General features: G+C 69.2%; 13 protein-coding genes. 2 read left to right on the top strand and 11 right to left on the bottom strand.

The features are described from left to right. Positions 1-2: 2 nt before the first annotated feature. The 5 genes from OYT95_RS07505 to OYT95_RS07525 are packed head-to-tail and all read right to left on the bottom strand — an operon-like array spanning position 3 to position 4,819. Entirely contained in the window at positions 3-1,181 is a 1,179-nt protein-coding gene (locus OYT95_RS07505) for a lipid-transfer protein (protein WP_268791083.1), read from the bottom strand. Further along, positions 1,178-1,609: a MaoC family dehydratase gene (locus OYT95_RS07510; protein WP_037231458.1), complete on the bottom strand. Its 432-nt coding sequence runs from the start codon at positions 1,607-1,609 to the stop codon at positions 1,178-1,180. The genes OYT95_RS07505 and OYT95_RS07510 overlap by 4 nt, the downstream gene beginning before the upstream one ends. Continuing rightward, positions 1,606-2,718 (bottom strand): acyl-CoA dehydrogenase family protein, encoded by a 1,113-nt coding sequence (locus OYT95_RS07515; protein WP_268791084.1) that lies wholly within the window; start codon positions 2,716-2,718, stop codon positions 1,606-1,608. Before OYT95_RS07515 ends, OYT95_RS07510 begins: the two co-directional genes overlap by 4 nt. Continuing rightward, complete coding sequence (locus OYT95_RS07520) at positions 2,718-3,656, bottom strand: bifunctional MaoC family dehydratase N-terminal/OB-fold nucleic acid binding domain-containing protein (RefSeq protein WP_268791085.1); 939 nt, start codon at positions 3,654-3,656, stop codon at positions 2,718-2,720. The genes OYT95_RS07515 and OYT95_RS07520 overlap by 1 nt, the downstream gene beginning before the upstream one ends. Next, positions 3,653-4,819, bottom strand: coding sequence for an acyl-CoA dehydrogenase family protein (locus tag OYT95_RS07525; RefSeq protein WP_268791086.1), 1,167 nt, complete (start codon positions 4,817-4,819; stop codon positions 3,653-3,655). Before OYT95_RS07525 ends, OYT95_RS07520 begins: the two co-directional genes overlap by 4 nt. Positions 4,820-4,958: 139 nt before the next feature. Here OYT95_RS07525 and OYT95_RS07530 point away from each other — a divergent pair, with 139 nt between their 5' ends. Next, entirely contained in the window at positions 4,959-5,399 is a 441-nt protein-coding gene (locus OYT95_RS07530) for a nuclear transport factor 2 family protein (protein WP_268791087.1), read from the top strand. Here the strand turns inward: OYT95_RS07530 and OYT95_RS07535 are convergent. The 3 genes from OYT95_RS07535 to OYT95_RS07545 are packed head-to-tail and all read right to left on the bottom strand — an operon-like array spanning position 5,383 to position 9,171. Next, on the bottom strand, positions 5,383-6,270 hold the full coding sequence (locus OYT95_RS07535) for an LLM class F420-dependent oxidoreductase (RefSeq protein ID WP_268791088.1): 888 nt from the start codon (positions 6,268-6,270) through the stop codon (positions 5,383-5,385). The genes OYT95_RS07530 and OYT95_RS07535 overlap by 17 nt on opposite strands. 13 nt (positions 6,271-6,283) lie before the next feature. Next, positions 6,284-7,951, bottom strand: coding sequence for an AMP-binding protein (locus tag OYT95_RS07540; RefSeq protein WP_268792215.1), 1,668 nt, complete (start codon positions 7,949-7,951; stop codon positions 6,284-6,286). 26 nt (positions 7,952-7,977) lie between these two features. Then, on the bottom strand, positions 7,978-9,171 hold the full coding sequence (locus tag OYT95_RS07545) for an NADH:flavin oxidoreductase (protein ID WP_268791089.1): 1,194 nt from the start codon (positions 9,169-9,171) through the stop codon (positions 7,978-7,980). A gap of 154 nt (positions 9,172-9,325) precedes the next feature. Between OYT95_RS07545 and OYT95_RS07550 the strand changes: the two genes are divergently transcribed. After that, positions 9,326-10,987: a class I adenylate-forming enzyme family protein gene (locus OYT95_RS07550; RefSeq protein WP_268791090.1), complete on the top strand. Its 1,662-nt coding sequence runs from the start codon at positions 9,326-9,328 to the stop codon at positions 10,985-10,987. Positions 10,988-11,069: 82 nt separating this feature from the next. Here OYT95_RS07550 and OYT95_RS07555 read toward each other — a convergent pair whose 3' ends face one another. Genes OYT95_RS07555 through OYT95_RS07565 form a run of 3 tightly spaced genes read right to left on the bottom strand, consistent with a single transcriptional unit; the run spans position 11,070 to position 13,441 of the window. Beyond that, positions 11,070-11,885: a mycofactocin-coupled SDR family oxidoreductase gene (locus OYT95_RS07555; RefSeq protein ID WP_128639277.1), complete on the bottom strand. Its 816-nt coding sequence runs from the start codon at positions 11,883-11,885 to the stop codon at positions 11,070-11,072. 36 nt (positions 11,886-11,921) lie between these two features. Continuing rightward, positions 11,922-12,572 (bottom strand): PaaI family thioesterase, encoded by a 651-nt coding sequence (locus OYT95_RS07560; RefSeq protein ID WP_128639278.1) that lies wholly within the window; start codon positions 12,570-12,572, stop codon positions 11,922-11,924. After that, complete coding sequence (locus tag OYT95_RS07565; protein WP_128639279.1) at positions 12,569-13,441, bottom strand: MaoC/PaaZ C-terminal domain-containing protein; 873 nt, start codon at positions 13,439-13,441, stop codon at positions 12,569-12,571. Before OYT95_RS07565 ends, OYT95_RS07560 begins: the two co-directional genes overlap by 4 nt. Between the last annotated feature and the right edge of the window lie 6 nt (positions 13,442-13,447).

A 13,447-nucleotide genomic window follows, 5' to 3' on the forward strand; every position in this document is an offset into this window, starting at 1 on the left:
GATCAGTCCTCTCTGCCCAGGATCAGGCCGCTGGTGGGCACGGCGGTGCCCGCGGTCACCAGCACGTTGCCGATGCCGTCCGGTTGTGTCGTCGACGTTCCGCGGATCAGGCGAACTGCCTCGGCGATGCCGTTGACGCCGTGCAGATAGGCCTCGCCGATCTGGCCGCCGTGGGTGTTGGCCGGGAGGCGGCCGCCGACCTCGAGGTTGCCGTCCCGGATGAAATCCTTCGCCTCGCCGGGGTCGCAGAACCCGAGTTCCTCGAGTTGCGGGAGGACGAGCGGGGTGAAGTGGTCGTAGAGGATCGCCGCCGAGATGTCGTCGGGCGCGAGACCGCTCTGCCCGTAGAGTTGCCTGCCCACGACGCCCATTTCGGGTATTCCGGTGATGTCGGGCCGGTAGTAGCTGGCCATCATGTGCTGGTCCTTGCCGGAGCCCTGCGCGGCGGCCTTGACGATCGCCGGGGTGGCGCGGAGGTCCCTGGCGCGTTCGGCGGAGACGACGACGAGGGCCTGGCCGCCGTCGGTTTCCTGGCAGCAGTCCAGTAGGTGCAGCGGTTCGGCGATCCACCGCGACTTCTGGTGGTCGTCGAGGGTGATGGGCCGCCCGTGAAACCAGGCGGCGGGGTTGTCGGCGGCGTGCTTGCGTGCGACGACCGCGACCCGGCCGAAGTCCTCGCTCGTGGCGCCGTACCGATGCATGTACCGGCGGGCGAACATCGCCACCCACTGGGCGGGCGTCGACAGTCCCTGCGGGGTCAGCCAGGCGTATGCCGCCCGGTCCGCGGTGCTGTCCATCGGGCGGTCGTGCTGCCCGAGTCCGTAACGCACACCGGATCGTTCGTTGAACGCGCGGTAACAGACGACGACGTCCGCGATGCCCGTGGCGACGGCCATCGCCGCCTGCTGGACCGTGGCGCACGCGGCGCCGCCGCCGTAACCGATGCGGGAGAAGAACTTCAGCTCGCCGATGCCCGTGTTGCGGGCGACGAGCACCTCCCCGTTCGTCTCGGCGGTGTACGTGGACAGTCCGTCGACCGCGGACGGGTCGATGCCCGCGTCGGCGAGTGCGGCGACGATCGCCTCGCACGCCAGTTGCAGTTCACTTCGTCCCGAGTGCTTGGAGAATTCCGTGGCGCCGATGCCGACGATGGCGGCGGCGCCCGACAGGGGGCTGATCACAGGTCTCCTCGTGCAGGCCAGGCGACGACGACGGTGCCGGTGGCGTGATCACCGAGGCTGTTCGCGCCGCGGATCTTCACGGTGACGAGACCGTCGTCCTTCGCGACCACCTCACCGGTCAGGGTCATCTCGTCGCCGGGGTAGTTGGGGGCACCGAGCCGCACCGCGATCCGCCGCAGGGACGCGTGCGGGCCTGCCCAGTCGGTGACGAATCGCCCCACCAGCCCGTTGGTGGTGAGGATGTTCATGAACACGTCCGTCGATCCCCGTTCCACCGCGAGTGCCGGGTCGTGGTGCACGTCCTGGAAGTCGCGGGTGGCGAGGGCGGTGGCGACGATCAGGGTGCGCGTCAGCGGAATCACCAACTCGGGCAGCCGATCGCCGATCGTGACGGTCTCGTAGCCCGTGGCGCCGACGGTCGCGGTCATGCGACCACCTCGACCCCGGCCGCCAGCTGCGCGCCCAGGCGTGCCAGGTCGGAGCCGGCGCCGCCGAGTGTGGCGGCGAGCTGTTTGCCCCACAGGAGGTGCCGGTGCACCGGGTAGTCGGTGTCGACGCCGATTCCGCCGTGTACGTGCTGCGTGCGGTGAACGACCCGCTGGCCGCCGTCGGTCGCCCACCATTTCGCGACCAGCACAGCGGTTCCCGGATCTTCCCCGCTCGCGAGGAGCCAGACGGCCTGCCACAGCGTCACCCTCATGGCCTCGAGGTCGATGTAGCAGTCCGCGAGCTGATGGGTGACGGCCTGGAACGTCGCGAGCGGGCGGCCGAACTGGGTGCGTCCGTTGAGGTACGTCACGGCCTGGCCGACCGCGCCTTCCCCCACGCCCAGTTGCAGCGCGGCGAGTGCCAGTTCCGCCCGTTCGAGCAGCCACCGCACCGCGGTACCGTCCGCCGGGCCGACCGGTTCCGCGGGGGCAGCGTCGAACGTGACGTTCGCGCAGATCTCGTGGGTGGTCGACTCCGCCTGCTGCACGGTCACTCCCGCGGCGCCGGGGTGCACCAGGAACAGCGCCGGACCGCTGCCGGTGGTCGCGGAGACGAGGAGGCGTTCGGCGAGATGCGCCACCGGCACCGCGGCCTTGGCGCCGTGCACCTGCCACCGGCCGTCCACCTCGCGTGCCGTCGTCGCCGGTTCGCCGGTGACGTACGGCCCGAACTCCTCGAGTCCGACCGTGAGGATCAGGCTGCCGTCGGCCGCGGCGGGAACCAGCGCGCCGCGCTGGTCCGGCGTCCCGAACTCGGTGATCGCGAGCGCGCCGAGCACGTGCGGCCACAACGGAACCGGCGCCACGGTCCGGCCCTGCTCCTCGAACAGGACGCACAGTTCGGGGAGTCCCATGCCGCCGCCACCGAGGTTCTCGGGCAGGGCGATGCCGAGCAGCCCGGTCGTGGCAAGTTCACGCCACAGTTTCCGGTCGATCCGGTCGGCGGTCGACTCGACGTCCTTGATCCGCTCGGGTCGCGACGTGGCAGCGAACACGTCCGCGGCCAGTCCGCGCACCGCCTCCTGCTCCTCGCTGAAGGTGAAATCCATCAGTGGTCCTCCAATGGGGTGGGCCGGAATGCGGGAAGCGTCAGTTCCGGGTCGGCGTCGATCCAGACCAGTTCCACCGGCATTCCGATGTGCACGTGTTCGGGTTCGACACCCGTCATGTTGGCGATCAGGCGGGTGCCCTCCTCGAGTTCGATCACCGCGACGATCAGTGGGTAGTCGAAGGCGTCGATCTTCGGGTGGTGATTGACGACGAACGTGTAGACGGTGCCCCGCCCCGACGCGTCGACGGTGTCCCACTCGGTGGAGCGGCACTCCCCGCACATCGGTCCGGTCGGGTGCCGCAGCACCCCGCAGCTCGCGCACCGCTGGATGACGAGGCGGTGCTCGCGTGCGGCCGCGAACCAGAAGGCGTTGTCGTGGTCGATGGCGGGCCGCGGGCGCAGTGCGCGCGGAGCCGGACGCTCGGCGGGCCGGAAGCGGAGTGTCCGCCACCGCTGGGTGCCGACGATCTCGCCGTCGCCGTTGCGGTATGTCTTGAGGGTGGTGACGAAATGTCCGGCGCCGAGACCTGTCTGTTTCTCCGCGGACACGGACTCGACCACTTCGGTCGTGCTCACCCGGTCGCCGGGGCGCAGTTCGGCGAAGAACTCCTGGTCGGAATCGGTGGCGACGACGGACGTGAATCCCGCCTCGTCGAATGTGGCGATCAACTCCGTCCAGACGGGTGACGGGTCGGCGCCGGTCATCTTGTCGGCGTACGTGCGCATCGTCCACACCTGCAGCATCTGGGCGGGTGCCACGGCGCCGCCGCGGCCGGTGGCGTGCGCGGCGTCGTCGTCGAGGTAGACGGGGCTCGTGTCACCCATCGCCTCGACCCAGTGCCGGATCATCGGAGTGTTCACGGGGTCGGGGCCCCAGGTGGCCGGGACGATCGTCCGTCCCTCGAACGCGCGCAGCCGGGTGAGGAGTTCGCTCATTTCACCCTCTTCTCGCGGACGAGTCCGAGGCCGAGAGTGCCGACCATGTCGCGGAGCACCTCGTTGACGCCGCCGCCGAACGTGTTCACCACACTTTGACGGGAGATCTGTTCGATCTGGCCGGCGAGGATCGCGCCGGGTGAGCCCGGACGCAGCCGTCCGGCGGCGCCGAGGATCCCGAGCAGAGTGCGGTAGACGTCGACGTGGGTTTCGGTGCCGTACGTCTTGGTGGCACCGGCGTCGGCTCCCGACAACGCATCCCGCGCGACCGCGGCGGTCATCTTCCAGTTCAGCAGTCGCATCGCCTCGAGCTTCGCGTGAGTGCGCGCGAAGTCCATCTGCACCCACGGGATGTCGAGTGCACCGTTCTGCCTGGCCCAGTCGAGGACCTGCTGCCACAGGCCGAGCGTGCGTCCGCCGAGCGCCGCGAGCCCGATGCGTTCGTGATTGAGCTGGGCGGTGATCAGCTGCCACCCGCCGTCGACGTCACCCACGACGTCCTGATCGCCGACCCGGATTCCGCTGTAGTAGGTCGACGTGACCGTCAGCCCGCCCACGGTGTGGATCGGCGACCAGCTGAAACCGGGATCATCGGTGGGCACGATGAGGATCGAGATGCCCTTGTGCTTGGGTGCGTCCGCATCGGTGCGGCACGCCAGCCACACGTAGTCGGCTGTGTTGGCCCCACTGGTGAAGATTTTGTTGCCGTCGACCACCCACGAATCTCCGTCGCGGACGGCCCGGGTCTGCAGCGAGGCGAGGTCGGTGCCGGCTTCCGGTTCGGTGTAGCCGATGGCGAAGACGATGTCGCCGGCCAGGATGCCGGGAAGGAACCGCGCCTTCTGCTCCTCGGTGCCGTACTTCATCAGGGTGGGGCCGACGGTGTTGACGGTGACGAACGGGAACGGCAGTCCGGCCCGTTGCACCTCGTCGAAGAACACGAACTGGTCTTCGATCGACCGTCCCTGCCCGCCGTACTCCACCGGCCAGCCGACACCCAGCCAGCCGTCCTTGCCCAGCAGCCGCACGATATCGCGGAAATGCTCTCCGCCCACACCTTGCTCACCCGCGATCCGCCGCGTCTCCTCCGGCAGCAGCGCCGCGAAGTACGCGCGCAACTCCCGCCGGAGTTCCCGTTGCCCGGGCGATTCCCTCACATCCATCGGCGTTCTCCTCAAGCCTGTGCGTGGCTGTCGCCACGTGTGTTCTGGACGCTAACCAGCACTCCCACACCGCACTGCCGATGTCTCGGTCAGCGGGAGGCGGCTGTCGCCGAGGCCGGATGTCCGCTGGAATGGTGGAATGGCCACCGGATTCGCTCTCACCGAACTCACCGCCCGCTATGCGCGGGCCGTCGACCGGCGCGAGGCGGCAATGCTCGCGGCGTTGTTCGACTCCGACGCGACGTTCGTCCTGCCGCCTGCGTTGACGGGCACCGGCGCGGCAACGGAACTCCGCGGCAGTGACGTGCTCGCGTCCGCCGTCGTGGACGCGGTCTCGCATCTGCAGTCCACCCGGCACGTCGTGCACCAGCAGGTGATCGACGTGAACGGGTCGAGCGCGTCGGGTGAGACGTACTGCACGGCGCACCATGTCTATGCCGGCCGAAACGGATTCCGCGACAATCGGATCGCACTGCGCTACCACGACCGGTTCGTGCTCGGCGACACCGGCTGGCAGTTCTCCCGGCGCGAACTGATCGTCGACTTCAGCGAGGACGTGCCGGTCACCGTGCCGGACTGAGTCCCAACCGGGCGGAGCAGGCTGCCATCTCGTCGATGACCTCGCCGAGCGAGTGCGCGTGCCGGGACGCCGACAAGACGAGCCGATTCGCGCCCAGTTCCCGGGACCGGTCGAGTTTGGCCTCGTCCAGCCGCGGCAGCGTGGCACCCAGCACGAGGTCGACATCGGCGGGATCGCGGCCGGCGTCCGCTGCCGCCGCCCGCATCCGGGCGATCGCAAGGTCTAGGTCGTCGCCGGCCAGGCCGAGCGGCTGGAAGCCGTCGCCCAGCCGCCCGGCCCGCCGTGCGGCCGCCGGGCTGTGTCCGCCGATGTAGAGCGGCACTCCCGAATCCCGGTGGGGTTTGGGCCAGCTCTGGGCGCCGCGGAAGGAGAAGTGTTCGCCCGCGAAGTCGACGGCGGTGGTGCCCGACCACAGCGCCCGCATCACCGCGATCGCCTCGTCGGAGACAGCGCCGCGCCGGTCGAAGTCGCCGCCGCAGGCCTCGATCTCCTCGCGCATCCAGCCGAGACCGAGGCAGATACGGAGGCGCCCCGCGGACAGCCGGTCCAGGGTGGCGAGGCGTTTCGCCAGCACCACGGGGTGGTGGTTGGGCAGGACCAGCACGCCTGTCGCGAGACCCAGGGTCGTCGTGGCGCCGGCGACGAACGACAGCAGTTCCAGCGGGTCCGGCAGGCTGCAGTCGTCGGGTAGGTGCGACTTCCCGGTGGGCGAGTACGGATAGGCACTCGCCGTGTCCGCGATGACGACCGAATGCTCGACGGCCGAGATCTCGTCGAATCCGAGTGATTCGGCAGCCCTCGCGAATTCGAGTATCCACTCGGGCTCGCCCGCCCGTCCCAGCTCGACGGGAATCACCACACCCAGTTTCATGTCACCCTCACCGTCACACCTGCAGGAATCGTTGCCGGCCGTGCGTGTGGAACTCCTGCTCCAGCGCGGCCTTCTCACTCTCGGTCATCTCGTGGTACTCCGGAACACCACGTCCCACCCACCGGAAGACCGGATCGCCGCAACGCCAGCGCTGCTCCTGCAGCGTGCGTTTGAGGACCTTGTTCGATCCCGTCACCGGCAGGTCCGTCGACACCCGGACGAATCTCGGTGCAGCTTTCGTGCCCAGGTCGTCCTGGCTACCGAGGAACACGGCGAACTCCGCCGGATCGAAATCGGTGGGGTCGGACACCTCGACGGCCGCCATCACCTGATCGCCCGACCGCGGGTCGGGGACGGCGTACACGCCGGTGGCGACCACTTTCGGGTGTCGCCGCAAGATCCGCTCCACCATCAGCGCCGAGGTGTTCTCCCCGTCCACGCGGATCCAGTCGCCCTTCCGGCCGGCGAAGTAGATGAAGCCGGCCTCGTCGACGTACCCGAGGTCGCCCGTCCAGTACCAGCCGTGCCGGATGCGGTCCGCGATCGCGTCCTCGTTCTTGTAGTAGCCCTCGAACCGCGCCGCGCCGGCCTTGTCGACCATCTCGCCGATCGCCTCGTCCGGGTTGAGCACGCGTCCGTGCTCGTCGAGCCGCGCCCGGGCCTTCTCCGCTCGGGTGTCGGGGTCGACGATGAGGATGTTCTCGTTCGCGGGCCTGCCGAGCGCGCCCTCGGGGGCGTCGGGGTCGAGCGTCACCGAACCGGCACCCTCACTCGAGCCGTACCCTTCGTACAGTTCGGCGCCGAACCGGCGGACGAATTCGGTCTTGTCTTCCGGGGACGCCTCGGTCCCGAAACCGCGGACGAGCGTGTTGTCACGGTCGTCGGGTCGCTCCGGTGTGGCCATCAGATACGCCAGCGCCTTGCCGACGTAGGTGAAGAACGTGGCGCCGAAGAACCGGACGTCGGGCAGGAATCCGGACGCGGAGAATTTGCGCGGCAGGCAGACGGTGGCGCCGTTGGCGAGGGCGGGCGCCCACAGCGCCATCAACGCGTTGCCGTGGAACAGCGGCATGCAGCAGTAGTCGACGTCGTCGCGCACGTGCCCGTATTTGGCGGTGTTCGCGTACGCCAGCCGGGCGAGCCGGCCTTGGCTGCACCGCACCGCCTTCGACGCGCCGGTGGTGCCGGATGTGAACAGCAGAAGGAACAGCGTCGACGCGTCGATCCCGGGCTCCTCGACCGGACACTCCACCGCGTGGGACGCGACGAGTTCGGTGTAGCCCGGATCGTCGACCAGCAGGAACCGGTCGTCGGACAGCCCGAGGTCGAGACCGGCGAGCTGCGCCTTCCCGGCGGTGTCCGTGACGATCAGCTGACAGTCGACGTACCGGATCTCGGCCTCGAGTTCCGCCCCGCGACGGGTCGGATTGATGCCGACGACGGTGGCCCCGGCGAGCGCCGCGCCGCCCAGCCAGAACAGGAACTCGGGGGTGTTCTCGAGCAGGACACCGACGTGGAACGGTCCGTCGCGCCGCAGCGAGGACGCGACGGCGCCGCGGGCCGCGCTCTCGCGCACCGTCTCGTCCCAGGTCCAATCCTGGTCCCGGGTACGGACTCCCAGCCTGTCGTCACCCAGCCGGTCGAGCAGCATCCGGGCGATCGTGGTGCGTTCCAACTCCATCTCTCCTGTCGACACGGTGTGCACGCTCACGGCACGCGGAGCACGCAGTGGGTGCCACCGTAGATCGCCGTCATGCATTTGTTGCAGTGAATGCACAGACCGGGGGTGTGGGTCTCCTCCGTGATCCGGTTGACGAGGTCGGGTTCCCGCAGGAGTGCCCGTGCGACGGCCACGAACTGGAAGCCTTCCGCCATCGCCAGGTCCATGGTCGCCTTGCCGGTGATGCCACCGAGTAGGACGAGCGGCATCGTCACGGCGGCCCTGATCTGGCGGGCGTCCTCGAGGAGGTAGGCGTCGCGGTAGGGGTATTCCTTCAGGAAGTGCTTGCCGACCAACCGGATTCCCAGTTTCGTCGGTTGCGGCATGACGGCGGCGAACTCACGGAGCGGCGCGTCGCCCTTGAACAGGTACATCGGGTTCAGCAGCGAACTGCCCGCGGTGAGCTCGAGCGCGTCCAGCGAACCGTCCCGTTCGAGCCATTGCGCCACCTGGATGGCCTCGTCCACCCAGAAGCCCCCGGGCACACCGTCGTCCATGTTCAGCTTGGCGAGGATCGCGATCCTGTCCCCCACCGCGTCGCGTACGGCGCGGGCGGTGTCGAGCGCGAACCGGGCGCGGTTCGCCAGGGATCCGCCGTACTCGTCCGTGCGCTTGTTGACCTTCGGGCTGAGGAACGAGCTGATCAGGTAGTTGTGGCCGAAATGGATCTCCACGGCATCGAATCCCGCCTCCACCGCGCGGCGAGCCGCGTCGGCGTGTGCCTCGACGATCCGGGCGATATCTGCCGTGGAGGCCGGCTTGGAGAAGTTCTGAGTGGTCATCCGGAACGCGCGGGACGGACCCAGGGCCGGGGATCCGATGTACTTTGCGGCCGCGACCGGTCCCGCGTGGCCGATCTGCGCAGACACTGCCGCACCCTCGGCGTGGATGGCGTCGGTCAGCTTCCGCAGGCCCGGCATCGCCTCGTCGGTCCACTGGATCTGGCCGGGCGACGTACGGCCGTCCGCGGCGACCGCGCAGTACGCGACGGTCGTCATGCCCACGCCTCCGGCGGCGGGCTGCCGATGGAATTCGATGAGCTCGTCGGTGACCAGCCCCCTCGGGGTCAGGCCCTCGTACGTCGCTGCCTTGATCACGCGATTGCGCAGGGTGATCGGCCCGAGTGTGGCCGGGGCGAGCGGATCGACCTTCACTGTGGGCGGGTCGAGATCTATCGTCATATGAGTTCCTCCAGCTGCGATTCGCTGTCGAACGTAGCGGCGCCGGGATGTCACGGATCGTGGCAGTCTCGCTGAGTGGTAACCACGTCCGGGCGCCCGTCACGGCGTGCCATCTTGTGTCGGTACGAGTGCCCGAGGACGAAAGGTCGCCCCGATGACTGCCCCTACAGATCCACAGTTGCACCTGGATCAGGTGATGTCCCGTCTCACCGGACCTGGTGGCCGGTTCGAGCTCGTCGAGGAGCCGGTACTCGGCACCCGGATGCCGGTGATGAAGAACCGCGGGCGCTCGGTGGGCGAACTCCTCACCACGTCGCTCCGGTGGGGCGACCGCGACTACCTCGTGACCGCCGATCGCCGGATGTCCTATACCGAGCACGCCGCCGCGGTCGCGGCCCTGGCGACGGCGCTGCGCGAGGACTACGGCGTCCGGAAGGGTGACCGGGTGGCGATCCTGGCCGCGAACACCCCCGAGTGGGTGGTCGCGTTCTGGGCCACGCAGGTGCTCGGCGCCATCAGCGTCGGGTTGAACGGCTGGTGGGTGCCGCGGGAGGTCGAGTACGGGCTGACGCACAGTCGCCCCACCGTGGTGGTCGCCGACGCGAAGCGCGCGGAGACGCTCGCCGCGGTCGGCACCGATCTTCCGGTCCTGACGACGGAGGCGGATCTGCCTGCGATCTTCGCGCGGTACGCAGGGTCCCCGATGCCGCACACCGACGTCGACGAGGACGATCCCGCCGCCATCCTCTACACCAGCGGCACGAGCGGCAGGCCCAAGGGAGCGTTGCACTCTCAGCGCAATATTCTGGCCGTCGTCGACTACCACCGGTTCAGCGACGCCGTGGTCGGCGAATTCAGTGGACGGCCCGTCGATCCGACGGTGCCGAGTTCGCTTCGCTACCTCCTGACGTCTCCCCTGTTCCACATCGCGAGCCTGCACAATCTGGTGATTCCGCGGCTGGCGACGGGCGGCGCGGTCGTCATGCACCAGGGCGGTTTCGATGTGGATGCCGTGCTCCGTCTCGTCGAGCGGGAAGGGGTCACCAACTGGGGAGCGGTGCCCACCATGGCGTCGCGTCTCGTGGAACACGACGACCTCGGCAAGTACGACCTGTCGTCGCTCACGTCGTTCTCGCTGGCGTCCGCACCGTCGTCGGTCGCGTTCAAGGAACGCCTGCGCGAGAAGGTGCCGTTCGCGCGCAACGCCCTCGTGGACAGTTACGGGCTCACCGAGTGCAGTACGGCGATCGCCGTCGCCACCGCCCCCGAACTCGAGCAGTTCCCGGGCACTCTGGGACGTCCGATCATCACGGTGAGCATGGAGATCCGCGACCCGTACGGGGAGTGGCTGCCCGACGGCGTCGAGGGCGAGGTGTGCGTGCGCAGCCCGTTCGTGATGCTCGGCTACTGGGAGGACGAGGCCGCCACCGCCGCGGCGATCGCCCCGGGCCGGTGGCTCCGGACCGGCGACTACGGACTCGTCGAGAACGGTCGCCTGCGGCTGACCGGACGTCGCTCGGATCTGATTCTGCGCGGCGGGGAGAACGTGTACCCCACCGAGATCGAGCAGTGCCTCGACGAACACCCGGATGTGCTCGAGTGCGCGGTGATCGGGACGCCCCACGAGGATCTGGGGCAGGAGGTGGCGGCCGTCGTGGTGTTGCGACCGGGTGCCGCGACCACCGAGGCGCAGCTGCGCGAGTACGCCGCCGATCGCCTGTCGTATTTCAAGGTCCCGACCCGCTGGCGGATCACCACGGACCTGTTGCCCCGCAACGCGACCGGCAAGATGGTCCGCCGGGACATCACCGTCTGACCGTCAGCAGGGCGCCGAATGTCACAGTGGCGCAGTCGCACTGCACCACTGTGACATTCGGCGACAACCGAGCGTGCGAACCTCAGCGAATGAGATTGCCGAGGTCGACGGGAATCTGCGCCCCGGTGATGTATTTCGCCTCGTCGGAACAGACCCAGGCGACGACGGCGGCGACGTCCTCGGGCGCGAGGATGCTGTAGGGCAGCGAGTTCTGGTAGATGGAGCCGAGCGTCGACGCGTACCGGGCGATGAGCGGGTGCAGGTCGCGCACCTTCATGCCGGTGTCCACGCCCGCCGGGTGCACCGTGTTGACGCGGATGCGGTGCTCACCGAGTTCGTTCGCCATCGTCTTGGCGAGCCCGGTGATGCCGTGCTTGGTGGCGACGTAGTGCCCGGTGAACGGGGTTCCCTTCAGCCCGGACACCGAACTGGTGAAAACGACGGCGCCGCCCTCCCCCTGTTCGATGAGGTACGGGATCGCCGCCTTCGCGGTGTGGAAGGTTCCCGTGAGGTTGACGTCGACAGTCTCCTGCCACTGCTCCGCGGTGATCTCCCACGACAACGCCCCCGAGCAGATGCCCGCGTTCGCGATCACGACGTCGAGGCGCCCCAGCCGTTCGATGCCATCCGCGAGGGCCCGTGAGAGGCCGTCGAAATCGCGCACGTCCGCGGTGGCGGCGACGATCCGCCGACCGGTCGCCTCGACGAGCCGGACCGTCTCGGCCAGGTCATCCTCTGTGGCGCCGGGATACGGCGTGGACGCGAATTCGGAGCAGGCGTCGATCGCGATGACGTCGGCGCCCTCGGACGCGAACCGGACGGCCTCGGCGCGGCCCTGCCCGCGCGCCGCGCCGGTGACGAAGACGACCTTGTTCTCGAAACGGGCGGGTGACGTCATTGTCTGTTCCTGCTCATCGTCTACTCCTGATCGGTGTCATCGTGGGCGGGGCACGGTCTTGTCGACGAACAGTCCCTCGACCGAGACGCACACCTGGCCGTCCGCGGTCCGGATGTCGCCGACGGTGGTGATCTTGCGGCCGTCGACCGACATCAGCTTCCCGGTCAGGGTGAGTGGTTCGAACAGCGGCGTCGGGCGGTGGTAGCGGGTGCTCAACTGCGCTGTCATGCCGGCTTTTCCACCCCAGGCGTTGGCGACGCCGAGGACGTGGTCGAGCAGGAGCGCGGACACACCGCCGTGGACGTGCCCCGGCGGACCCTGGTACGGGATGGTCAGCGTGACGGTGCCCCGGACCGATCCGTCGGACAGCCCCTCGAGGACGACGGGCGGCGCGAGCGCGTTCTCGGGTCCGGTGACGGGATCGTGCCGGGTGACGCCCTCGCCGTTCCACATGTCGATCAGCCGTTCGGCGACGGCAGGCGCGTGTTCCTCGAGGTGCTCGGCGATGCTGTTCAGCTCTTCCGCGACACGTTCGAGGTTGGCGTTGCCACGATCGGTGCGTAGCAGCGCGTCGACCACGCGGCGGGCGGCCTCGGTCGCCCGGTCGACGGGAGATCCGTCGGGCGGCGACGTCAGCACCGTCCCCGGCGGGCTGTTCTCGTGGGTGGGATGTGTATCGACGTTCACCCGGTCACCTCCATCGTCGCCTGGGTCAGGACAGGTTGCCCGTCGCGGTCGGGGCACGTCGCCCGCAGGGTCAGCCGGTCGCCGTCCTGCCAGACCGCGGTCTCGACGGTCTCGCCCGGGTACAGCGAGCCCGCGAACCGCACCGCGTAGTGGCGCAGTCGTGTGGGATCGCCGTCCAGCATCCCGTCGACGACGGCCTTGCACACCACACCGTACGACGCGAGCCCGTGCAGGATCGGCCTTTCGAACCCGGCCGCGGCCGCGAAATCAGGGTCCGCGTGCAGCGGGTTGAGGTCGCCGCTGAGCCGGTACAGCAGGGCCTGCGCCGTCCCGGTGCGCGATACGAGCACCTTGTCGGGTTCCCCGTCGGGCACCGTGGCCACCGACTCGGGTCCCGGGGAGCCGCCGAACCCGCCCTCATCACGGGCCCAGATCTGCATCCCCGTGGTCCACAACGGGTTCCCGCCCGAGTCGGTGGCCGTCTGTTCGAGCACGATGACGGCGGCCTTGCCCTTGTCCCACACATCCGCCACCCGCGAGGACACCCGGGCCCTGCCCGAGGCGGGGATGGGCGCGTGCACGGTGAGCGACTGTCCGCCGTGCAGGATCCTGCGCAGGTCGATGTCGATGCCGGGCAGGTTCAGCCCGGCCGCCGGTGCGTCGCCGGCCGAGATTCCGTGCCCCGCGACGAGCGCGAACGTCGGGAGCACCTGCAAGTCCTTCTCGTACACCCAGCGCAGTTCCGCGGGGTCCTGTGGGTTCTCGCCGGCGCCGAGTCCGAGGTGGTAGAGAATGACGTCGCGCTCGGTCCACGCCACCTCCCGCACCGCCGGTTCCGCGGTCAGGGCAGCGTTCACGTCGATCGGCATGTCAGG

Source organism: Rhodococcus sp. JS3073 (genome assembly GCF_026810085.1).
GTDB classification, from domain to species: domain Bacteria; phylum Actinomycetota; class Actinomycetes; order Mycobacteriales; family Mycobacteriaceae; genus Rhodococcus_F; species Rhodococcus_F wratislaviensis.